Genomic DNA, 24,462 nt, shown 5'->3' on the forward strand with positions numbered 1-24,462 from the left:
GTTACTCTGGTAATTTTTATTAGGACTCATTATCGAGACATTATGAAAAAGCATCTTCTATTCATTCTGACGTTACTTATCTGTTCTCAGATAAATGCCGGCTCCTTATATGGAGACAAGGTTCGCTCGCGCCTTGCAGATACTGATAAAGATGGTGTTATAGATATTAGAGACAGATGTAACAACACCTTATATGGCGCTAAGGTAGACAACTATGGTTGCAGCAAAACAAGCACCAAGCTTTTATCAGTTGAGTTAAAAGTATTATTTGATACAGGTAAGCATGAAGTAAAACCTGTTTTCTATGGAGAACTTAGAAGACTTGCTAGCTTTCTAAGAAAAAACCCAGCCAGTGCGGTTGTGATTGAAGGCCACACAGATAACGTTGGTTCAGCTCAAAGCAATCAAGCTTTATCACAACGTCGTGCATCAGCAATTGCAGATGTATTGACCAGTAAATTCCGTATCGCTAAACACAGAGTAGAACCAAAAGGCTTTGGGGAAACCGCTCCAATAACTAGTAACGAGACTGATTTAGGCCGTGAAGCTAACCGTCGCGTTGTCGCAGAAGTATTCTCAAGACAAACAGCCTCTCTAAAACGCTGGACGATTTATAGTGTTGATGAAGAAAACAAAACGGCTCTGACAAAACGATAAAATAAAACGTAAAGCCCTTACAGTAGACCCTCTTCCCTAATCACGAATAACCTAGACCCTTTGTTAGAAACACCTTTTAAATAAACTGAACAGAAAGAAGACATTCTTTTATTCACCTCATTAGCCCCAAATGAAAATAAAAAAGAGCCTAAATGAGACTTTCAAAACTAACGAGTTAATTAAGAAAGTCTCATTTGGCTCTTCTAACAACCTTTACACATACAAATAACTAACTCTATGGCCATACAACTCACCATAGACAGTAAAGGCTATTGCTTTTTAAAGTCTCTCTCAGCCACATGAGAAAGAAGTAGGTAAGCAGACCCAATTAGCCCGCCCATAGAATCCCCATAGCGGCTTCGATTCAAATATAAAAATTGGTCATTTTTAACCGCAAATAGATTTTTCCATTGAGCCGAATTACGAAAATCTTCTGTATCCTCTCTGCTGTCTAACATAGGCTCATAAGTGTCGATAATAATATCCGCATCCATATCACTAATACGCTCTAAGCTATAATTAATGCCTTTTTTAGCATCCAAATAACCTTGAGGTCGACCCAAGCCCATATCGGCAATCACTTCATCTAATCCACCGCGGCCAATTAACTGGAAATTATCTTCATAAATCTCCAGTGTCGTCACTGTAATTTTCTCTGGCTCAGGCACTAGACGTTTAAATTCACTGATAATCCAATCATATTCTTTTTGCTGATCTTCAAAACGAGCTGATTTGCCCGTCAACTCTGCTAACTGACGCGCCCATTCCTTGATCGTCTTAACCTTGGTTGGAAGAATAACCACAGGGGCTATCTGATCTAACTTATCTTTAAATTTACTCTGATAAGAAAGGCCAACAATTAAATCCGGCTCAAGTACGGCAATCGCCTCTTCGTCTGGTGACTTATGACTACCAACATAGGTTAAACTTTCCGTATTAAAACGGTGTTGGACACCCCTAAAAATAGGGTCAGACCATAGTCTTTTTCTAGCGACTGAGCCACATGGTTGAACACCCAGTTCAAATAGCTGAATAGTTAAACTAAAGTCATGTAATGACACGACACACTCAGGCGCAACTGGCACTTCCACTTTGCCATATTGATTTTCAAAGGTTTGCACTTCTGCTGCTTGTAAGCTCAGTCCAACCAAACCAACACAAGCTACCGCTAACTTTTTAAACATTATTTATTCCTATATAAAATGACTACGCTTTACGTAGACGGCTAATCAAAACAATAAAATAAGGAGCACCGATTAACACCAAGACAAGCCCAGCAGGCAATTGCAATGGCGCAAACATGCTCCTTCCTAATGAATCTCCTAAAACAACTAAACAGGCGCCAATCACGGCAGACAGAGGAATCAAAGCACCATGACGATTCGCACAAAAGCGTCGCGCTATATGAGGCGCAATTAATCCAACAAAGGTCAAAGTACCTGCCGTGGCGACAGAAGCAGACGTCAAAGCGACGCATAAAAACAGCAAAAATGGTAATGCTTTACGGTTATTAACGCCCCTTGAAAAGGCAACTTTATCGCCCAGTATCAAAAGGTTAAGCTGTCTAAAACATAGCCAAGCTAAACTACCTGCTATCAATAACCAAAACATCATGACTTTAACCTGCGGCCAAGAAGCCTGATGTAAGCTCCCCCCAAACCACATCAAAGCAGACTCAACCAAATCAATATCGCCATAGGTAATCAGCATTTCTGAAAATGCACTTAGCATGGAAGTAATACCAACACCTATCAGGACTAATCGGATGGGAGAATAACCTCGTAAAGAAGACAATAACCAGACACATGAAGCGACAATAAAGCCGCCAATCATGGCAAAGACGGGTAACAAGAAGATTGGAATGATACCCGGAACAATCACCACAAAAACCAACATGGTGGCACTTGCACCCGCCTCGACACCGATGAGACCCGGTGATGCCAAAGCATTGCGCGTGATGGATTGCAAAATCACACCCGCAATCGCAAGTGCAGCACCACATAAAGCGGCTACCAGCAAACGAGGTAAACGAAACTCCCAAACCACTCGTACCAATTTTTCAGGTGCCAATTCAGGCGCAAGAATAATCTGCCAGCTTTTTAGGATACTTAATTGATAGCTACCTATTGCTGCGCCCCAAAGAAGCAGAAACAACAATAATAAACTAAAGAAAGCTAACCAAAAGACATCATTTGATCTGGCATAAAGGCTCACATTTGGAAACAGCTTTATGTGGATTGGGCGAGAAGAAGCTAATATTTTTTTCACTTCATTCTCCCCAACACAAGTGCAATAAAGACGGGAGAGCCAACAAAAGCAGTGATAATACCGGTATTAATTTCGTAAGGGCGCAAAGCAAACCGTGCTGCAATATCTGAAAGAATAAGCAGTAAGGTGCCAATCAATAAGGAATAGATAAAGAGCCAGGCATAGCTATTCCTAACCAATAATCTTGCAAGATGCGGAACCACTAATCCAACAAAGCCAATAGGACCTGCGACAGTAACCACACAACCTGACAGCACGACGACTAAAGCTAATCCGCTTATCTTTAGCAGTAAAACATTCACACCTAAACTGGCCGCGACACGCTCTCCCAGATGAAACGCATTTAGAGAACGAACCAAGGCAAAACAGCCCACCATGGCACAGATTAAATAGGGATATACCCAATGCAGCTTTTTAAGATCAGATGCCCCAATAGCCCCAGTTAGCCAATGCCTTACTTTCTCAAGACCCTGTTGATCAATCAGTAATAAAATGGCTGTCATAGCAGAGAACAATGCGGTTACTACGACACCTGCTAGCACCAGTCTCTCAGATCCTTGCTCCCAACCACTTAGCATCATGACAAGAAATGCCGCAAAAGCTGCACCTAAAAATGCAAAAACAGGCACATAACCTTGTCCAAACATAGGTAAAAATAACAAGCTAGCCACAACAAAAAATGCAGCGCCGCTGTTAATGCCTAGTAATCCTGGATCAGCCAAAGGGTTACTGCTGATCGCTTGCATAATCACACCTGCTAAGGCAAGTGATGCCCCCACGACTACGGAAACAATAAGGCGTGCCTGACGACTTTCTCTTATGATTACCTGATCCATATCTGCAGTGTTATAGTCGAACAAGGCATGCCAGATAGTTATCCAATCAATATCTTTAGCCCCAAGACTAAGATGTAAAAATGCAGCGATAACGACAGCCAAAAGCAGCAATACAACACCACTTACACGAGCAACTGGAAAGCCACTCATACGATGAGTTTCCACGATACTACGCATAATGCATTTGCTGCCTATTGTTCAGATCTGTTGTTGAAGCCACGTTATCAGGTGATGTCACCACGGGAAGCGCAATAGGCGTGTCATTGTATGGATCAGTGATGATATTAGCGTTCAGCCCGAACACCGAGTTTAGATTCTCTTTGGTAAATACATCTTTTACTTTTCCCTGTGTATAGACTTCACCTTCTTTCATCATGACAAGATAATCTGAATAGGTTGCGGCCTGATTCAAGTCATGTAATACCGCAATGATGGTTTTTCCCTTGGATTTAAGGGATGAAATCAAGTTCATCAATTCAACTTGATGTGCCACATCTAAATAGGTGGTAGGTTCATCTAATAATAAAACTGGCGTATCTTGTGCAAGCGTCATGGCAATCCAACAACGCTGTTGCTGCCCGCCTGAAAGTTGCTCTAAAGGTAGGTCCAAATAGTTCCTTACATTGGTCACTTCAATCGCATCATTAACTGCTTTTTCGTCCTCGTCTGACCATTGTTTCCACCAATTTTGCCAAGGAAAACGTCCTTGCATAATCAATTCACGTGCAGTTAAACCAGATGGAGTCGTAGCGATTTGAGGCAAGAGCGCCAGCCTTTGAGCAACATCCTTGCGCTTCAACGTTAACAAGTTAGTCTCATTCAAAAAAACATCACCCTTGGTGACCTTTAATAAACCCGAGATAGAATGCAACAAGGTTGTTTTCCCACACCCATTCGCACCCATTAACGTAATAAAGCCACCTTCCGATAGCGTCAAATTAATGTCTTTTAAAACCTGTTTATTCTTGTAGCCTGCATTTAGGTGCTCGATAACCAGCATTCAAATGTTCCATTTCATATAAACAAAAAATCAGCGCCACTTAAAAAGTGGCACTGATACAATATTTCCTAATTTTTAAAGGCTAGAAATCTATACGTGCTGTCGCATAAATGGTACGAGGATCACCTTGGCTGATTCGATAAGTGTTACTACCACTGGCTGTGTAATAAACTTCATCCGTTAGGTTTTTCACACCAGCGTTAAGTCGTAATTGAGTCTCTTCTGATAGAGGTAAGTAGTACCAAACTGATGCGTCGTAAGTTGTGTAGCTTGGCAGGCTAAAGGTGTTGGTATCATTACCATAACGTTTGCTCACATATTCAGACCCCATACCAAAACCTAAACCAGCTAGGTCGCCACCTTTAATTTCGTAAGAACCCCAAAGACGCATTTTATGATCAGGAATATTGTATGGCGTATTACCATTATCCTTACCATCATCAGATTGAATGATTTCTGCATCCATATAAGAGTAAGAAGCTAATACGTTTAAGCCTTCTAGGAACTGCATAGTACCACTTACATCAACACCATTTGTTTCTGTTTCACCGTTTAGTACTGTGTTTAAATTGCCATCAACAGTCGCCACATTTTTACGCTCTAATGCATAGGTAGAAACACTTAAGCGTAGCTTGTCATCAAGCATGCTAGATTTTAGGCCCACTTCAATTTGTTTCGCTGTTTCAGGGTCAAAGTCACCGCTGTAAACACCTTCTGTAATAGACGGGAAGTTAGGCTTAAAAGATTCTGCATAAGATGCGTAAACAGATACGTCATTTGAAACATCATAGATAGCACCTAGCTGACCGCTGATATGATCATTTGAACTATCAATATCGACCGCCTGAGGATTAGCAACCTGTGTATAAGAGATATTATTCGTAGTTGTGTAATAAGAAGTGTAATCACCTTTGATCTTATAATAATCGTAACGAGCACCCGCTAATACATTCAAACGATCGGTCACATAGGTTAAGTTCTGAATAGACAAACCAAACTCATCGGTAGTGGTATCACTGTTACTAATATCCGTTGTCGTTAGCTTAGAGTTCGAAGCAGATGCTGAGTCGGTGATATCAATGACACTAGCATCAATAACCGTAGTTCCAAAGTAGTCAGTAAAGGCAAGCCCATCCGTCTGATCTTCTTTTTGACTGTGATAATTCACACCAATATATAAGGTGTTATCTAATCCACCTAGCTCATAATCACCCGTTAAGCTATCTGATAAGAAAATATCACTTAGCTCCATTTCGTTAGAATCAGTACGACGAAGCAGTAAATTATTACTTTGTACAGAAGTTGTATTTACTTGACCACCTAAAGCCGCAGTTACAATTTGCGCTGTCGTTGCATAATCACTAACTGTACCTGTATTCAAACCGCCGATACCACGGGTTTGATAATCATCCAGCTCTTTTTCGTAATAACCAATTTTAAATTTGTTGGTCCAACCATTATCTAGCTCATAATCCCAATCAAATTGAATCAGATCATCACTACTGTCACGGATATCATACTCTGAACCTAAGGCTCTTTCATAAGGAATATTTGCGATAGAAAGATCACCGCTTCCATCGTTCACCATTACCGTACCACGATCAATCGGTAGCTCTTGCTCCGAGTGATTTAGACGTAAGGTAAAGGTATTTTGATCATCTGGTGTGTAAGTTATAGAAGGAGATACAGTCAAACTCTTACGTTCTGTATTGAACTTACCATCCGTAGTAGATACTTCACGGTATGTTTCAGTGTCTTCACCGCTAATCACAATTCGATACTGAGTCGTATCTGACAAAGAGCCAGTACTATCTACTGTCAATTTTTGCTTTCCATGTTCATCAGCATCCATCTGTACAGAATGAGCACTTTCTTCCTGAGGCTTTTTCGTTACTACGTTAATAAGGCCACCAGGACTCACTTGTCCATGCAAAATCGACGCTGGCCCAAGAACTACCTCAACACTCTCAATATTGGCAACATCAATATTATAACGGGAACTTACTGGGCTGCCGTCTAAAAACAGGTATTCGTTTCCAATACCACGAATATTGACTTCCGTTTCAGTACCACCAAAACCATCTGAACGAGTAACCGCCGCAGAATTCGACAATACGTCATTAAGGTCTTTTGAGTTTTGATCTAGAATTAACTGCTCAGGGATGACCTGAATAGTACGAGGCACTTCATCAATGTCAGTAACAAAACCAGTCGCAGACTCAGCTTCATCAAACTCATAACGGCTAAGTTTAGTGCCTTGAACCACGATAGGTGTTAATTCAACATTTACTTCTTCTGTATTCTCTTCTGCCATTGCTAAAGGAACAGTAAACAAAGATAAAATAGATGCTCGCATCACCTTAAGTTGCACTTCACGACTAACTAAACGAGCCAAAACCGTTCTCTTCATGTACTAATTCCTTAATTCAATATGTGTAAGAGTTATAGAAAGTTTTAATGTAATTCATAATTAGCAATAATGGGAATTATTATCATTTCGTTCATTATTGTCAACAATAATTAAGTTATTGTCTTTGTTAATTTTTATATAGACAATATACGGCCTCAAGGGAGAATCACCCCAAAAGTGAATTACAAACTATAAAGTGAATGAATCAGTGCTCATTTTGACAATGAACGAAGAGATGAAATCACAAAACTTAAAAGTCTCGATCTAGGGAGCAATAGCGTAAAATGCAAAAACACACGTCTGTTTTTCCAATCAATACACAGATACAAGGAAACCTCCCCACCCTATTTTGTTTACCAAGCGCAGGCGGGTCTGCTGCCATGTATCGTGAATGGCAAAAAAATTTACAAAAGATTCAGGTAATCCCAGTGGAATACCCTGGTAGAGGTTCTCGATTTACCGAACCATTTGCTGAAGATATAAAATCCCTAGCGATAGATATTGCTCATACGATAATGCAAACTAAAATTACTCATTTCAGTATATTTGGGCATAGTCTTGGTGCGCTCATCAGCTGGGAAATCACGCTTGAGTTAGAAAAGCTCAACTACCCTCTACCTCAACATCTTTGGGTCTCAGCAAGAAAAGCACCTCACTTTAAACCCTCAACAGAACGCAGAAGTGACTTAAATGACACTCAATTACTGGCATTATTAAAAGAGATGGGTGGCACTCCTGAAGAGTTCTTAAACAACATTGAATTCCAGGCCTTACTTCTGCCAATTATTCGAGCCGATTTTAAACTGCATGATGATTACGTGTTTCACCAAGAGCATAAAGCGCGCCCAATCTTATCAGTTCCAATCATTGCATTAGGTGGGCAAGAGGATACGCAAGTCGCCTATGACACCTTATCAGAATGGCGCCTATACTCGGATTTGCGGTTTGAGCAATTTGAATTTCAAGGTGGGCATTTTTATTTACAAGAAGCGTCTTTTTTAGACTGGTTTAAAAATAAGATTTGTCTTTGATTTGTTTTTGATAAAAGAGTGACCTTGTTCGAACAGAGGCCAATGCCAATGTTTAACACGTTTTTTGAAAAGAAAATCATGATGCACTCTAAATTCTTTAGCGTGCATCATATTAATTAAACGATAAGAACAAGAAAATCTAAACGCGCTTCCAAGCTGTTAACCCGTTTTCAATGTCCCATGTTTGAGTAAAGTCAGAAAAGGCTTGTCGCTTGGCCCTAGATGTTTTCTTCGGTGTACCAATAGACAACACGCCTAAAACCTCATCTTTCTCTTTTAAATTGAGAAGATAACGTAATGCATCATCAGACTCTAGAGTATGCCAAATCCCAGCAAAACCAAGTGCATGTGCCGCCAACAATATATGTTCACAAGCCGCTGCACCTGAAAGCTGTTGGTCCAACACTGGCACATGATGCTCTAAAGTAAGGTCAGAACACACAAAGATCATCATGGGTACTGCGGCGATCTCCTCTACAAAAGCGTCAAGATGCTCTTTTGACATACTGGCTGAGTATTTCTCTTTCACCAACATAGACAGATCTTGAATCCCCTGTCCTTGCACTAGGATAAATCGCCAGGGTTTTAAATTTCCATGATCAGGCACTGTCATCGCCGCTTGCAGTATGGTTTCAATTTGCGCCTTATCTGGCGCAGGTGCAGCAAGGTTACCACGAGCATATGAGCGACGACTCATGAGTGTATCAATAGCATCCATTTATAACTTTCTTCCTCATAGACTTTTATACTTTTCTTTAAGCTGTTGCTGTTTTTTCAATTGGAGTGTGAAATAAAGAGTCCGTTTTGAGATCAAACGCACTAATACAACCTCGATCCAATCGATACACTTTATCAGCGGCATCAAAATAACGATCATCATGGCTAATAGCAATAATGGTTTTTCCTGCTGCTTTCAACTCAGGTAAAATTTCTCTGTAGAAAACATCTCGAAATACTGGATCCTGATCTGCTGCCCATTCATCCAGCAAGAGCACCTGTCTATCTTCCATATACATTAAGAGTAACGCCAAACGCTTACGTTGTCCCTGAGACAAAGAGGTCGTAGATAGCTTACCTTTCTCAATACTCACCTTATGATCTATGGCTAAACGCTTTAAGTAGTAATCGACCCTTTCTTTAAAGTAATCATTATCATGGTTACCTGAATTTGCTTTATGTGAGCCATCTAACACATCATCAAATAGAAAGAAGTTCGGGAAAATAGTCGAGAAACAGCTGCGATAATTGGCAACATTGCCAGAAGTAACTGGCTCTTGGTTAAACTTAACAAGACCGTCTGTCGGCAAATACAAGCCCGTTAGTAACTTGGCTAATGTAGACTTACCACTACCATTACCTCCAACTAAAAAGATCAACTCTCCTCGATTTAGCTCTAAATTCGCTGGCCCCAAGGTAAATCCAGTTTCTTCTCCCTGACTTGGATATTGATAGCAAGCATTAACCAAGGTCAGAGACTCAAACTTAGCTTGTACGACAGGCTCCTCTACACCGCTTTCTTTTTCTACTTCTTTTTCTGTTTCTATATAAGCAGCATCAGCAAGCTTCAGTTTATCAATCGCTTTAAGGGCAACCGTTCCTCGAATTACTGAAGGAATCGCTTCAAGAATCATGGCGATGGGTGTACGTAAAAACATGGTTGTCAGTACATAACCAACCACCACATCCTGTGTGATAGATGCCTGAGTCATGCCCAAGAAAAAGGCCAAACCAATCAAACCGAACACAAGTACTGTGGTCCAATTTAAGTTAATCGCCCACAATAGATCCGCTTTAACAGCCGTATCCATTGCGCCTTTTGCCGCAGGTTCGAAGCGTTTATCAAATAAATGCTGACGCCTTGGTTGGCTTAAGCCCAATTCATTACGACCCTCAATCACAGCCTCATATTGTTCAAAGAGACGTTCATCATAACGACGCACATCCGCCATCATGACCTTAGTACGCCCCACTAACTTAAAGTCACCCCAGACTCCCAAGGCAACCAATACAAGGGTACAAAGAAACAATAAAGGCGAAAGCCAAGCCAAATAACTAATGCCTGCCAATAACAAAAGGCCATTGTAGAGTGAAATAGGTAATTGCTTGGTCGCATTAGCCACCATGGTGACATCTCGTGTTAGAACGTTATAGAGAGCGGGCCCTCCAAGCTGCTCCTGACGCTCTAATGAGGTATTTAGAATCCGCCTAACAAGTTGCAAGCGTAACTGATACACCATGCGGTGACCCAATCCGACTAATAAAGATTGAGACCAAACACCACTCATAAACAAAATGGCGACCATAACAACATAAGCAATGACAGTATTTGTCAAAGATTCAAAGCCATGTTCCAAGGCATGATTCACACCACCAATAATCATGACCCCTGCCACAGCACTTAAAGCACTGGCAACAATGGCCAATAACATAGTACGACGAGACTGTGCCAACAGCTGTTTAATCATCTCCACCTTAAAACTCTCCTCTGTATACCAACATTAGGCACTCTCTTTTTCTAAATCGTTAACAGGCTTAGTTAGCTGAATCTCATCAACTAATATCAGCAATTGCTGCGCCATTTCGTTTGAAAACAAAATACTAAAATGATCTGACAAGATATTGTTTCCTATGACTTTATCTGAAGTAAAGGCACACCATGCGTCTATTCCTGAGATATTATTATCACTGCACCAAACCCAAAGCGGCACATTAACAACTGGAATAGCTTGTGCATAGAAGATTTTTTTCAGAACCCAGCGCTGCAACACAGTCTGATAAACCCAATCCGTTGGTAACTCCTCTCCTAGTAACTGTTGAACATCAGGGTTATCAAGGGCTTCTTTAAGCACATGCTTATAATCAGCAGTAGCGGATGCTTTTGTTGTTAAATCATTAACTAAAAGATCGAGTTTTTTCGCATCATAATGCCCATTATGAATTGCGAGGTAGTGCTCTAAATCGGCTTTTATCTGTACAAGGTCATCATCTTGATTATCTAAGGTTTGCAATGGGTCATAATCAATAATAGAAACAGCCTTAATATCAAACCCTTCTGCTTGTAACCTGTGGGTTAAAAGCATCATATGACGAGCGGCTAAACTCCAACCTGCCAATACAATTTTTTCACCTTTTAGGGCCTTAAACTGCTGAACATAATCATCCATGAGGTTTTCAAAATCACTTTCCTCTGCACTTGATAACAGCTCAGGATTAGACAAGACACCGTAAATGTTGGCCTTGCCTGTTAAGTTTTCAAAAAGTGGCTCATAGTAGTTCACATGACCACCATGGGAATGCATCACCACAATTGAAACGTCAGACTCTTCACTGCGACTTATTTCTACTAGGCGAGATTCAGAGGTCTTTTCATGACTTGATGCTTCACTGATAAACTCAGCAAGTGCTTCAACACTTTGTTTACGAAACAGTAAATCTGTTGGGAACTCCTGAGCAAAAATTTGTCTCATACGAGCAACCACTTTAATCGCAGCAAGGGAGTGACCACCAATATCAAAAAACTTATCTGTCACACTGATACTAGGTTGCTGCAAAATCTCTTGCCATAACTCGCAGAGTGTTTGCTCAATATCATTACGAGGTGCAACATAAGTACGAAGAGATTTTTGTCGCGCTTGCTCTAACAAATTGTGCCTATCCACTTTGCCATTCGCATTCAAAGGCAAGTATTTAACGCCAATTAACTGAGTCGGTACCATATAATCAGGCAGCTGTTCTGCCAACCAAGCTTTAAGGCTCTCTTCATCTAGAACTCCGCCCACATAAGGTACAGCAAAGGCGACTAAATGCGCTTGATCCTCCTCTCCTTGTAGTAATACTGAGCTGTGCTGGACAGTTTGATGAGATGCTAGAAGTGATTCAATTTCTTCCAACTCCAAACGAAATCCCCGAATTTTAACCTGCTGATCCGCTCTACCAAGAATATCAATACTGCCATCTGCGCGACGCATGGCAAGATCACCCGATTGATAAAAACGTCCACCAGCAACAAAGGGGTTTGGAAGATAACGGTCCGAAGTAAGGTCAGAGGCATTCAAATAACCTCGACTTAGGTTAGACCCAGCAATATACAGCTCACCAACTTGTCCAGATATCACAGGGGTCATTGACTGATCTAAAAGGTAAACTTGCGTATCACCCATAACCCCCCCAAGAGCAGCATCACCCGTATCTAAATCAACTTCATTCCACAATACCCCTACTGTCGTTTCGGTCGGGCCATAGTGGTTAAACAGCTTGCAGCTCATTAATTCATCATCTTGATACGTTTTTAATTGTGACAAAAGGCCATCACTGATTCGCTCACCACCTAGTACTAAAACTTGTTTAGGTAATAAAACACTCGCATCAGAACCACTCAATAACGCTGATAGATGAGAAGGGACAATTTTCAGACAATCAAGTGGAGACTGTTCATAATACTTGGCCAAAGCGGTAGCGTCGGTACTTTCTTCACGCCCAATAAGATGCACACATCCACCCTGTAACCAAGCAGGAAACAACATGGTATTGCCTAAATCCGCCATCAAAGAAGAAACAAGACCATAGTGCCCTTCTTTAGGTAGCTCTAATGCCCTAATCGCAGATTGACTATAGTGAAGAATATTTTCATGGGTGACTTGAACGCCTTTTGGCTTCCCTGTTGAACCAGAGGTATATAACAAATAGGCAAGATTACTGGGTTTTAGATTCGCTAAAGTAAGCGACAATATATCAGTGAGTGCGACAGTCTCTTCATAAGGTATTTCTGTAACAAGCTGAGACCAAGCCATCACTTCACTTTCATGCCCTTCTTTGAGTAAGACATCAGCAGAGGCTTTAACTGCCTGATCTAAATTGCTCTGAGCTACATCAGATGTGACAATCACAACGGCTTTAGCATCGTTCAAAATACTTTCGATACGTGCCTTAGCTAACTCAGGATCAATCGGCAAATACGCAGCGCCTGATTTCAACACAGCTAACATAGCAAGAACCAGCTCAGCGCTACGAGGCAAGCACAAGGCGACAACTGTTTCTGTTTTTACTCCCACTCTTACTAAATTCGTTGCAACAAGATCACTTTGGCGATCTAAATCTGCATAACTTAATAAGCTATCCCCCTCTCTTAACGCTGGCGCATCTGGATTATGTGAGGCATGTTGACGGATGCTCTCAACTAAACCTAATGTCAGGTCATGTGCTTTATTATCAACATCATGTACATAAGAGCTAACAAGTGCGTTTTGCTCACTCTCAAGTAATGCGTTCAAGCAACCCAAAGGCTCATTTGGCGCACTCAAAGCTTGCTCCAGCATGACAGGTAATCTTTCTACTAAACGAACCATAGATAAGGCGCTGTATTTGCTCTCATCATACGTCAGAATCCATTCACCAGCCCCACTTTCTGTGGCAACAAGCTGTAGTTGTAATGCATCCCCTTTAGGCAGGTACGCGCTAGTTTCAAGATTCCCAAGGCTAGCTTGCGTCACAAATTGAAAATTCACTGAATAGGCATTAACGATAGTCTCAGACACCTGTTGCACATATTCTTGATATTCAGCCTGCTCATCTAATAAAGGCTGAAAGCCCATGAGTGCTTTTTCCAAGCTCATTGCAGAGATATCGTAGAAAGGCACAGGCAGTCTCTGCTGCACCAAGCCAAAGCAATCGTCTAGCTCTTCATAATCGTCTCGACAATCATGATAATGACTAAGTTGGAATTGCTCTCGACCACTGACTCTTTGCAATAATGCGGCCCAAGTGATTAACCCAATTGTTTGAGGTTCAACCTCCATTGTCTCAGCTTTTTGCGCTAGAAGATCTTGCATTTCCCGGGAGAAAGGCACTCGCACACTTGCTGCTTTGCTTTCTGTTTTTCCTTCAACGCTTTTCTCTAGATTTCTGTCAAAACTGGCTAGACGTTCGTTCAGCTCAATACCAGGCAGATCCTGCCACTGAAAGCCTTTCCAGAAAGACACGGCATCCGCCGCATCTTCATCTTCTTGTAGTTCATTAATCCAGTTTGCATAATCTAAATACTGCATTTCTGGCTCAATATCCGCTTCACGATCACCTATTAGCACTTCACGAATACGCGCTGCCGTCCCTTCATCCAGCACAAGTTCTGAACCAATGAGAAGTAATCTATTTTGGCTATCTTCCCATTCTGAAGTTTGCACAAACCAAGCCAATAAATGCGGTTTCTCTGCTGCAAAAGCTTGCTCAGCTTTCACTTCGAGTTGTACTGTTTTGTCAGCCGATGCGCTCTTGTTAATGTCACCATTAATAATGCCATTATTAACATCATCATTTTGAACAAGAGACCAATTTACACGCGCCGCCTGAACCTGTTGACGCAAGACATTGAAACCCTCAGGTATACTAAAATCTGTCGTTAAAGCTTGCTGGTGTTCCACCAAGATACGAAGACGTGATTCAACCTCATCTGCGACAGCATCCCCAAGATTTAACCAGAAGCGTCTATATTTTGGCGACTCATCACCCTTCACTATAAGACTTTGTTGGTAAGTAAGTGCGACACCCGCTTGATTATTGTCGTAGCTCATAATGCTTCTTCCTTAATCTGAGTTTGGGCCTCAGCATTTACCTTTTCTTCTAGCTGCTCTCTATGGTAAATATCCCCCATAGCAACGGCCATTTTACGTGTCCCTTCAAACGGGTCTCTAGCATGAGCTGCCAACATATTATCCAACATAACAACATCACCATGACGCCAATCGAAACGCACCGCATTGGCTTCGTATAACTCGCTAATTAAATCAACGGTTGCTTGCTCTAATGGTTCACCATCTCCGTAATAAACATTGCGAGGTAAACCTTCTTCTCCTGCAACAGACAAGAAATGCTCACGAATATCGGCCTCCAAGAAGCTATAATGGTGCAACTGTATTTGATTAAAAAAGCTCATTTCACCCGTCACAGGATGGCTGATCACAGCAGGACATACCTGACTAATACGTAAAGTATCTTCTCCATACCATTCAAATTCGATATTGCCCTCACGACAAATAGCTTCAACCTGAGCGCGATCTTCTGTCTTAAAGAAATGCTGCCAACTCACATCCAAGCCACTAAAATTACGGACATATTTAAGCTGTTTTTCTTGAAGCTTCTTACGCACAGCTTCTGGTAATTTTTGGTATAGGGCACGGCAATCCACAATCGGCGTACAACCGCCTGATTCAGCCGCAATCTCACAGTAGAACCATTGTCGACGAGGCCACTTATGCTGATGAGAACTTTCGTTATGGAACATGATCATTTGATCATTTGGATAAGGTGTCGACTGATAGATTTTCTCACCCACTTCTTTCTTTGGAAGATCCCCGTATTGTCCAAATAACTCTGGGTAAATCCCCTCGCAGAAACGCTCAAACTCAACGGGTGTTGGCAAATTGAAGCCACGGAATACGATACCACCATGCACTTCTAACCATTCCATAATCAGAGCTTGGTTAGCTTGTGCCCATACATTAGGATCAAGACCTTTTTCATTGCACTCCACTAACAAAGGAAAAGGTGCGTCATCATTTAAGGGGCGAGTACTCACAAGAGGCACTTTCACCGCTGGCGCCGCTTTGGTTTTTTTCATTTTACTAAGCTTGTTTAGCTTACGTTTTGTTGGAGATTTTGTGTCCATATTAGGGTTACCATCTGCATTTTTTGTTAAAGCACTTCGTTTTAAAGACAGAAGAGGCACATTGATGTTTTTGACAATATTCTCAAGCAAGGCGAGTAAATCACGGCCTAAACGCTCCATTGTCGACGCGTCGAAAAGTGACGTTCGATACACCCAGCGTAATGCCAGCTGCTCTCCCTTAGTCGTCGCTTCTTCACTGGCAAACAAAGCCATATCAAATTTAGAATGCTGTTGAACATTCATTCTTGGTGTGACTTGTAAATCACCTAAATCCTGTCGTGCATTAGGTGTATTTTGCATCACTAACAGCGCTTGTATTAGTGGGTGACTTCCCTGTATACGGGCAGGCTGTACCGCTTCAACAACACGATCAAATGGAATATCTTGATAGCTAAAACCTTCAAGGCAAACTTGACGAACCTGCTGTAGGTAATCTTCGAAAGATTGCATTGAATTAGGCTTCATACGCAGTGCGATTAGGTTGACGAAGAAGCCAATAATGTTCTCCGTATCGCCATGATCACGGTTGGCAACATCTGTTCCCATTACGATATCCTGTGATCCTGTTTCTAGATGCAGTTGCGCCGTATAAGCGGCCATCAGCAGCATAAACAAGGAGCAACCTTGCTCATTCGCTAACTGATTAAGCGATGCGGTTAATGCCTCAGGAATAAGCAAATCTACCGCGCCCCCCTGGTCTCCAGCGGTTGCAGTACGAGAGCGGTCTAAAGGTAGCGCCAATTGCTCTGGCATCCCCGTCAGGTGGCGACGCCAGTAGCCTAGTCCAGCTTCTTGTTTGGCACTGACCTCTTCGCTGCCTTGCCAAGCGGCGTAATCCAAATATTGAACAGGCAAGCTTGCTAAAGCCACACTTTGGCCCTGAATAGCTTGCTGATAAGCCTCAATTAGACCATTAATCAGCAAAGCCATTGACCAACCGTCTGAGGCAATATGATGCTGCACCAGCTGTACTAACCAACGGCTTTCACTTAGTTTGTAGAGTACAAGTCGTAAAGGGCTTTCAGCAGTTAAATCAAATGGCGTATTTGATGCTTCAAGGATCAAATCACCCACTATCACTTCACGTTGAACAGGACCTTCAGCAGTCAGGTCAACAACAGAAAAAGCAGGTGTTAAATCAGAATCAACACGCTGATACCCTTCGCCATTGGCATCCGCATGGTAGGTAACGCGTAAAATTTCGTGGCGCTCTGCAACAGCATAAAGCGCTGCTTGAATTGCATCCGTATTCAGTCCATTAGTTACTGTTTTTCCTAGTTCGGCTTCTGACTTACCTTGCGGTTTGTCGTCTAATTGAAGCGCCAGCTCGACCACACTACTCATATTGAAGCTTGCATCATTTTTCTTCAGTTGTTGCATAAACCAAAGGCGACGCTGTGCATCTGATAATGGCATCTTTTCTTGACGTTGTATTAATGGGATAGACTGATCAGAAACATGATGCGAAAGCAAAGACAGGTGCTTTGCTAACTCGCTCAAAATAGGTGTTTCAAACAAAGTCTTCAGCGATACGTCATAACCTTGAGCACGTAAACGAGAACGCACCTGTGCAGCCATCAGTGAATGACCACCAAGATTGAAAAAGTGATCTTGCTTATTTACTGCCTCTAAGTTCAGTAACGCCGTCCAAATATCACTGACAATGACTTCGTATTGGGTCAAAACTTGCTCAGCTTGATCATTTAACGCTTTCTCACTTACCTCATTTAAACCAAACTGGCTTGTGGCAGAAAGCTCACGTTTCGAGAGTGCATTCCTATCCACTTTGCCACTGGCATTTAACGGCAAAGACGATAGCCATTCATAGCCTTGTGGCAACATGTACTCTGGCAAAATTAAGGCTAAATCCGCTTGTAGTTTCTTGATGGTTTCTGAGGACTCAACAGCTGAATGAGAATCCGACTCTGAGCTAGGCTCTGAAGTAGGCACGGCAACACACCAAGCAATCAGTCTTTCTTTTTCAATGGTAACGGCAGCTTGTTTAATATTTGGATTAGTTAAAAGTGCGGCCTCAATATCACCCAGCTCAATTCTAAATCCTCTTAACTTCACCTGCTGATCCACTCGTCCAACAAAGTACAAGGTGCCATCTGCCAAGTATTTAACCAGATCACCAGTGCGATACAAGCGACCACCATCACCAAATGGATTTGGTAAAAAGCGTTCTGCGGTTAAATCCGCTTGCCCTTGATAACCACGAGCAACGCCTTCCCCTGCAATATACAACTCACCAATGACACCCTGTGGAACAGGTTGTAATTGCGCATCCAGTACATGCAAATCATTATTCAACAAAGGTGCGCCAATGGGTGTCAGTGGCAAAGATGTATCTTGTACCAAGTAAGAGGATGACCAAACTGTCGTTTCTGTTGGTCCATAGACATTAATCAAATCTCGACATTGACGTTTTAGCTTGCTTGCCAACTCACTGTCTAATGCCTCACCACCCGCGAGCGCCACGACATTAGATAATGCATCATCCGACACCTCATCTAACAAGCGCCAACCAGACGGCGTTGCCTGTATCAAATCAATATCATGCTCTATTATTAAGCGACCAATTTGCTCCCCATCACGACGCGCGTCCTCATCAGCCAAAATAACAGCGGCCCCATTGGCAAGCGGTAAGAAAAGCTCTAGTCCTGCAATATCAAAGGTAATTGTGGTGAGTGCCAATACTTTCTTGAAAGGCGGTAAAACACGCTCCATCGCTCGCAAAAAGTTCGCAAATTGACGACGCTCAAGCTGCACTCCTTTTGGCACACCAGTCGAACCCGATGTATATAGGGTGTAAGCAAGAGACTGCTCCGGCACGACTAGCTCGGTATTAAGATTAGATTGTGTCGATAATTCTTCAGTGAGAGCATCCAAACTAATCGGAGTTAAACTCTCAACGTCTAAGGCTTCGAATGTCTGAATCGTGGTGCTGTCACATAAACAAAGTGTTGCACCCGAACGCTCAGCTATCATAGATAAACGTGCTTTTGGTTGAGCTGGATCGAGTGGCACATAGGCTGCACCGGCTTTTTGAATAGCTAAAAGAGCCACTAAAAGCTGACTATTTCTTGGCAAGCAAAGTGCGACTAAAGGTTCAGATAAGGGCTCAGATAAGCCATTTTTTCTCACACCTTGCCCTATTAGCCAATGGGCTAAACGATTTGCCTCATGGTTTAACTCACGATAAGACAGTTCTCTATCACAAGCCTGTAAGGCTAATGCATCTGGCGTCTCTTCAACTTGGACTTCAAAACGTTGAATGAAAGCATCTTGCGAGTTTACTGAGTAAACAGCACCTTGCGCTTGGCCTTGTGCCATAGAAGGCAGTTGTAATTCATGTAGCGCTTTTCTCACAGCTCCATCAACACCCACCATTTGAGAGATAACAGCTTGATAGTCTTCAAAAATCTGTGCCACTGTCGCTTCAGAAAATACATCTCGATTGTATTCAAGCTGAACCCCAAGACTGCCTTGGCGGAACAGATTCAAACTCAGCTCGCTTTTACTGCTGATATGCGTTTGCTCTATGGCTTCGATGGCTAAACCAGGTAAAGCAAGCTTTCTTTGCCCTTTTGTATCCACTTGATAATTAAAAAGTGTTTGGAACAATGCAGGTCGCGCCATATTACGTTCTGGCTGCATAATCTCAAGTAAGCGCTCTAACGGAATCGATTCGTTAAGGTCTTCCATGGTGCGAGTCGCTGTCGCAACTAACCACTCATCTAATGGCAAACTGGCATCAATTTGACTGCGACACACCATGGTATTGATAAAAACACCGACCATATTCTGAGTCTGTGAATCATCTCGGCCAGAAACAGGCACACCAACGGCAAAATCATCTTGACCACTATAACGCCATAACAAAAGCTTCCATGCGGCAAACAATAATTGGAATGGGGTAACGTTTAAGTCTTGCGCTTTCTGATCTAATTGGGCGATTAACTCAGTCGGTATAACACCTTCTACTCGGGCACCATTATCTGTTTGCACTTCTGGATAAGCATAATCTGTCGCCAATGAAATCGTTTGCGGCATTTCTGTTAAACGTTCAAGCCAGTAAGACTCAACGTCAGAGGTTTGTTCTGCTTGTTTGGAACCAACCCAATCAATATAGGTAGTGCCTTCTGATTGACTAGACTCAAGCAGCTCAACTGAATGACCTGCAAGGCTTTGCGAGTAAAAAGCGAGGAACTCTTGTACTAACAAGCCCATTGACCAACCATCTGTCGCAATATGATGAATATTGATCAAAAGCTGATACTCAGGAAGAGAATCAGTACCCGGCAAGCAAAAGACATCCAAGGACCATAATAAGCCCGCTTCTAAATCAAATACGCGATTTTCCTTCTCTTCAACCAAGTTATCCAAACTAGCGTAAGACACTTGATGACAGGTAAAAGGAGAATCAACTTGATTCATTACTTGCTCAATTGGCAGTACCTGCTGCACAACTTGATCATCTTGACTGATAAAGCTTGTACGTAGAATGTCATGCTTATTCATAATGGCATGACAGGCGACTTCTAGCGCTTTAAGGTCCAGCTCACCCTTGATAGACAAGCGTTGCATTACATTCCAAGCACTGCTGTCTGGCGCAATTTGCTGCATAAACCAGATACGTTTTTGCGCATCTGATAAAGGCTGAGGTTGGTTTCTATCAACTCGTTTAAACGAAGTTTGCTGCAAAGAAGAAGCCTTTTGGCTCTTATCTACTTGGTTCTTATCTATTGAAGCAATAGCAGCGTCTTTGGCAGTTTCACCCTTATCAGAAGCAGCGTCAGACAATACATTAGCCAAAGCCATTGGCGTTTTATGCTGCGCCAATAATTTAGGAGACAAAGTCACCCCTGCAGTTCGAGCACGAGCAATTAATTGCAAACTCAGGATGGAGTCACCACCGGCTTGATAAAAATCGGCATTATGATCGAGCTCTGCTTTACCCAAAATATCTCGGTATAAATCTCTCAACTTGATAGCCACTGGATCTACCACTGAGTCTTCAACATTCGCTTCAGGTAATGGAAGACAAGATGCCATTGCCCTCAAGGTTCGATGCTTCATCACATTAAGCGGCGTCAATACAGCACCTTGCTGTCGTGCTAAACCAATAAGCTGAAGACTTAGAATCGAATCGCCACCTAGCGCATAGAAATCATCATCTAAAGCAACCGCATCGGTTCCAAGCAATTGACACCAAATGTTCGCTAATAAGGTTTGGTTAGCATTCATCTGCAAAGCATCACTTTGCATTGCTGTATCAGTGGATGATGGCTTATTTTGTTGCTCTTCCAGTCCAAGCTTGCCTAATTGAAGCCTTTCTAATTGAAAAGACGTTTGATCAGTCACTTTTTGACGATCTATTTTGCCGTTCGCGTTAAGCGCTATCTTGTCTACAAAAACTAAATGATCAGGCACCATATAGTCAGGCATGGCAGCCTTCATACGAACCAATAATTCATTGGCCAATTTACTCTCATTGGCATCTGTGCTTATGTGCGTATTGGAGAGTTCAATGGCTGCAATTAATAAGGTACGTTCATTGCGTTCAAGCACAAGCGCAGAAGCTAGGGAAACCTCAGCCTGAACTTGCAGCCAACCACTGACTTCACCTAACTCTAAACGATAACCACGTCGCTTAATTTGATCATCTAATCGGCCAAGGTACTCAAACACCCCTTGATTATTAAGGCGAGCTCTATCACCTGTTCGGTAATATCTTTGATTTGTGGCGCTCTTTGAAGAGCTAGCAGCACTTTCTACAAAAACTGCATTCAAATCCTTAGATGCGGTTTGAGCTTGAGCATCCCCTTTTACAAAGTAGCCGTTAGCCAGTTGCGGACCGCTAATACAAAGTTCACCCATTGCCCCTTGAGGTAATAAAACGCCATTTTCAGAGCGAATTTCCAAACAAGATTCAGGTAAAGCTCGACCTAAAGGCGCAACCGAACTCATCCCTTCAAAAGAGTCAGTAATTCGATCATTCAGTTCGATATAACTCACGCCGACCGTAGTTTCACTCGGGCCGTAATGGTTGAAGACTGCCATGTCTGGCGCAAGGCTATGAAGCTGATTTAACAAGGCCTCATCCATCCCTTCACCACCACTGATCAAGGCACGCTTTGGCAATATGTCAATTGGAGAAGAGACACTCAGTAGACCTTTCAAATGTGAAGGTACAATTTTTAGATAATCCGCAGGATGCTGACGTAAAAATTCCGCTAATTCAGGTGGATTAAAAGCAAGCTCTTCTTCTGGTAGCAATAAGGTTTGCCCCTGATAAAGTGCTGCTAGCACAGAGGTTAAACCCAAATCTGCTGCCACGGTCGCCAGCGTTAACCAACGCCCACCCTCGACAGAAGGAATCGCTTGAGAAATAGCTGCTGAATAATGAGCTAGCGCTCCATGGGAAACCAATACACCTTTTGGTTTGCCTGTTGAGCCAGAGGTATAAAGAATGTAAGCAATGTCTTCAGGGGCAATATCTTCAAAGACCATGCCCTCAGCAACAAGCTCAAGAGCCGAGATATCAGCGGAATCAGTCTCATCACTTTGTACCTTTAAGTCATTCCATGGGGCCAATGAAAGGCTAGAAACACCTTCACTTTGCCCATTTTCGATATTTAATAACCACTCAGTGTGCTCAGTGTAAGAAGCATCACTTGGCAACAAGGTGTGAATCACTAAAGTGGTATTTGACTCTTCAACCAAGTCTTTAAGTCTTTGCTCAGGCTGCCTTGGGTCCAACATCAAAGCAATGGCACCTATACGCCAACAAGCAAGTAAACTGGCTATTTGACGCGCTTCTCTTGGCATCAAGATCGCAACTTTATCGCCTTTTTTGATGCCTTTTTGATTAAGCTGAACCACAAGGTTTGTTACAACTGTATCAAGTGCTTGATAGGTAATTTGCTGCTTGCCAGTATCGAGCGCAATACGTGCATTGTGTTCAGGTTGGGACCAATGCCTCATCACCTGATTCATCAATTGAGCTTTGCTAGATAAGGTCTCGCCAAGTTGATGACTTAAGCCTGATGTCAATGCAACCTCAGATAAACGTGTCATTGGCTTAGCTAAGGTCTGTACTAGTATCTCTTCTAGGTGATTAAGCAAACGAGTCACTGTTTTTGCATCAAACAGCTCAGCGCTATATTCCATCTCAAGGCGAATATCGCCGCCTGATGGCTCTAATACTCGTAAGGTTAAATCAAAGCGTGCATGTCGCTGCTCAGGCACTATGATATCAACTTGTGTACCAGGTAAGCTAACACTCTGACTGTCAGGCAATGCCACATGGACAAACATGACTTGAAACAGAGACTGGGCCGCTTCTGCTACTTTTTCGTCATCAGATTTAAGTAAGTCGTGTAACTGCTCAAGCGGTAAATCTTGATTATCAAAGGCACCGGCTGTCACAGTTTGAGTGCTCTTCAACGCCTCATCAAAACTTGGATTATCATCCAACTGTTGGCGCAATACGAGCGTATTCAATAAAGGCCCGACCAAGGGTCTAAGTTCTTCTCGACCACGGCTTGCAACAGAGCTACCAAAGCAAAAATCGGTTTGTTGGCTATAGCTTGATAACAACCAGCTAAAAGCCGTTTGAAAATAAATATACAGAGTATTATTGGTGTCATTGACCCTTTTTCGTAGGGACTCTGAAAACTCATGGGGCAAGGTAATCCCTTGCACGGCACCTGCATAACTGCGTTCATGATTGGGTTTGCGTGTACGGTCAAAAGGTAAAGCTAATGATCTTTGGGCTCCCTCTAAGTTTTGCTTCCAATAATCACACTGGCGCTGATAATCATCCCCTTCCAGCCATTCAGCTTGCCAACTGGCATAATCCGAATATTGAATCGCCAGTTCAGGTAATTGCAATGCACCACTCTGAGTGCTCTTACTGTCTACTGCAGCACTATAAAGTAAGCTAAGCTCCTGATTTAACTGCTGAGATGACCAAGCATCGAAGGCCACATGATGTATGGTGAAGAACACCCAATAACTCACATTATCATCAGTCTCAGAGCTATTTTTCAAAGAAACATCTTCAAAGGACTCATCTTCCAAGGACACTTGATAAAGCTCGACTCTTAAGGGGAGTTCATTACCTAGGTCAAAAGGCACCTCAAGTTCTTGCTCATATTGGGTTTGATACCAGTTTTTCACTGCCATATCATTCGCCAAAGAAACGGCTTTTGGCGCTAATAATAAACTAGGTGCTGGCATCACCTCAGGTGTCCAGCTTCCCCTGTCATCCATAATGTATCGAGTGCGTAATACTTGATGGCGCTCCACAAGGGCTGTAATCGCTTGCTCTAACGCCTCTATATTTAATCCATTATCAAATCGCAGTACCGAGCAAAGGTTATACAGCGCCCTAGTTGACATCTGTTCTGCAACTAAAAAGCGCTGCTGAGCCAATGACAATTGTGTGCCCGATTGCTCTGTCGGTACAATAGGTAGTTGCCAACTATCAATACCTTGTTGGGCAAGTTTTTCACGAAATAATTGCCTTTTTTCTTTAGGAAGGCTCGCTAAACGTTTCGCGATGTCTAAATAGCGTGTTTGTTTCATATCAA

General features: G+C 42.4%; 11 protein-coding genes. 2 read left to right on the forward strand and 9 right to left on the reverse strand.

Annotation, left to right across the window (positions count from 1 at the left end):
- Positions 1 to 42: 42 nt before the first annotated feature.
- A complete protein-coding gene (locus OA91_RS11520) occupies positions 43 to 657 on the forward strand; it encodes an OmpA family protein (protein ID WP_046019163.1) in 615 nt (204 codons plus the stop codon).
- A gap of 269 nt (positions 658 to 926) precedes the next feature.
- On the opposite strand, the gene OA91_RS11525 is transcribed toward OA91_RS11520, so the two are convergent.
- From OA91_RS11525 to OA91_RS11545, 5 genes are all read right to left on the reverse strand, one after another.
- Positions 927 to 1,841, reverse strand: a complete 915-nt coding sequence (locus tag OA91_RS11525) for an ABC transporter substrate-binding protein (protein ID WP_046019164.1) — start codon at positions 1,839 to 1,841, stop codon at positions 927 to 929.
- A 22-nt stretch (positions 1,842 to 1,863) separates the two neighbouring features.
- Positions 1,864 to 2,925 carry a FecCD family ABC transporter permease gene (locus OA91_RS11530; RefSeq protein ID WP_063338346.1) on the reverse strand — a complete coding sequence of 354 codons (1,062 nt, stop codon included), beginning with the start codon at positions 2,923 to 2,925 and terminating at the stop codon, positions 1,864 to 1,866.
- Positions 2,922 to 3,938, reverse strand: coding sequence for a FecCD family ABC transporter permease (locus tag OA91_RS11535; protein ID WP_063338347.1), 1,017 nt, complete (start codon positions 3,936 to 3,938; stop codon positions 2,922 to 2,924). Before OA91_RS11535 ends, OA91_RS11530 begins: the two co-directional genes overlap by 4 nt.
- A complete protein-coding gene (locus tag OA91_RS11540; protein ID WP_063338348.1) occupies positions 3,931 to 4,761 on the reverse strand; it encodes an ABC transporter ATP-binding protein in 831 nt (276 codons plus the stop codon). Before OA91_RS11540 ends, OA91_RS11535 begins: the two co-directional genes overlap by 8 nt.
- 82 nt (positions 4,762 to 4,843) lie before the next feature.
- Positions 4,844 to 7,171 carry a TonB-dependent receptor gene (locus OA91_RS11545; protein WP_063338349.1) on the reverse strand — a complete coding sequence of 776 codons (2,328 nt, stop codon included), beginning with the start codon at positions 7,169 to 7,171 and terminating at the stop codon, positions 4,844 to 4,846.
- A 284-nt stretch (positions 7,172 to 7,455) separates the two neighbouring features.
- Between OA91_RS11545 and OA91_RS11550 the strand changes: the two genes are divergently transcribed.
- A complete protein-coding gene (locus tag OA91_RS11550) occupies positions 7,456 to 8,202 on the forward strand; it encodes a thioesterase II family protein (RefSeq protein WP_063338350.1) in 747 nt (248 codons plus the stop codon).
- A 139-nt stretch (positions 8,203 to 8,341) separates the two neighbouring features.
- On the opposite strand, the gene OA91_RS11555 is transcribed toward OA91_RS11550, so the two are convergent.
- Genes OA91_RS11555 through OA91_RS11570 form a run of 4 tightly spaced genes read right to left on the reverse strand, consistent with a single transcriptional unit; the run spans position 8,342 to position 24,457 of the window.
- Entirely contained in the window at positions 8,342 to 8,920 is a 579-nt protein-coding gene (locus tag OA91_RS11555) for a nitroreductase family protein (RefSeq protein ID WP_063338351.1), read from the reverse strand.
- Positions 8,921 to 8,957: 37 nt separating this feature from the next.
- On the reverse strand, positions 8,958 to 10,667 hold the full coding sequence (locus tag OA91_RS11560) for a cyclic peptide export ABC transporter (RefSeq protein ID WP_082827915.1): 1,710 nt from the start codon (positions 10,665 to 10,667) through the stop codon (positions 8,958 to 8,960).
- Between the two features lie 33 nt (positions 10,668 to 10,700).
- Complete coding sequence (locus OA91_RS11565) at positions 10,701 to 14,768, reverse strand: non-ribosomal peptide synthetase (RefSeq protein ID WP_063338353.1); 4,068 nt, start codon at positions 14,766 to 14,768, stop codon at positions 10,701 to 10,703.
- Entirely contained in the window at positions 14,765 to 24,457 is a 9,693-nt protein-coding gene (locus OA91_RS11570) for a non-ribosomal peptide synthetase (protein ID WP_063338354.1), read from the reverse strand. The genes OA91_RS11565 and OA91_RS11570 overlap by 4 nt, the downstream gene beginning before the upstream one ends.
- Between the last annotated feature and the right edge of the window lie 5 nt (positions 24,458 to 24,462).

It is taken from the genome of Marinomonas sp. SBI8L, from assembly GCF_001624705.1.
Classification (GTDB): Bacteria; Pseudomonadota; Gammaproteobacteria; order Pseudomonadales; family Marinomonadaceae; genus Marinomonas.

What these genes read in the sequence shown, in the direction of transcription:
- OA91_RS11545 (WP_063338349.1), bottom strand. Translation starts at nt 7,171, where the DNA reads ATGAAGAGAACGGTTTTGGCTCGTTTAGTTAGTCGTGAAGTGCAACTT.
- OA91_RS11560 (WP_082827915.1), bottom strand. Translation starts at nt 10,667, where the DNA reads ATGATTAAACAGCTGTTGGCACAGTCTCGTCGTACTATGTTATTGGCC.
- OA91_RS11555 (WP_063338351.1), bottom strand. Translation starts at nt 8,920, where the DNA reads ATGGATGCTATTGATACACTCATGAGTCGTCGCTCATATGCTCGTGGT.
- OA91_RS11550 (WP_063338350.1), top strand. Translation starts at nt 7,456, where the DNA reads ATGCAAAAACACACGTCTGTTTTTCCAATCAATACACAGATACAAGGA.
- OA91_RS11540 (WP_063338348.1), bottom strand. Translation starts at nt 4,761, where the DNA reads ATGCTGGTTATCGAGCACCTAAATGCAGGCTACAAGAATAAACAGGTT.
- OA91_RS11535 (WP_063338347.1), bottom strand. Translation starts at nt 3,938, where the DNA reads ATGCGTAGTATCGTGGAAACTCATCGTATGAGTGGCTTTCCAGTTGCT.
- OA91_RS11570 (WP_063338354.1), bottom strand. Translation starts at nt 24,457, where the DNA reads ATGAAACAAACACGCTATTTAGACATCGCGAAACGTTTAGCGAGCCTT.
- OA91_RS11525 (WP_046019164.1), bottom strand. Translation starts at nt 1,841, where the DNA reads ATGTTTAAAAAGTTAGCGGTAGCTTGTGTTGGTTTGGTTGGACTGAGC.
- OA91_RS11520 (WP_046019163.1), top strand. Translation starts at nt 43, where the DNA reads ATGAAAAAGCATCTTCTATTCATTCTGACGTTACTTATCTGTTCTCAG.
- OA91_RS11565 (WP_063338353.1), bottom strand. Translation starts at nt 14,768, where the DNA reads ATGAGCTACGACAATAATCAAGCGGGTGTCGCACTTACTTACCAACAA.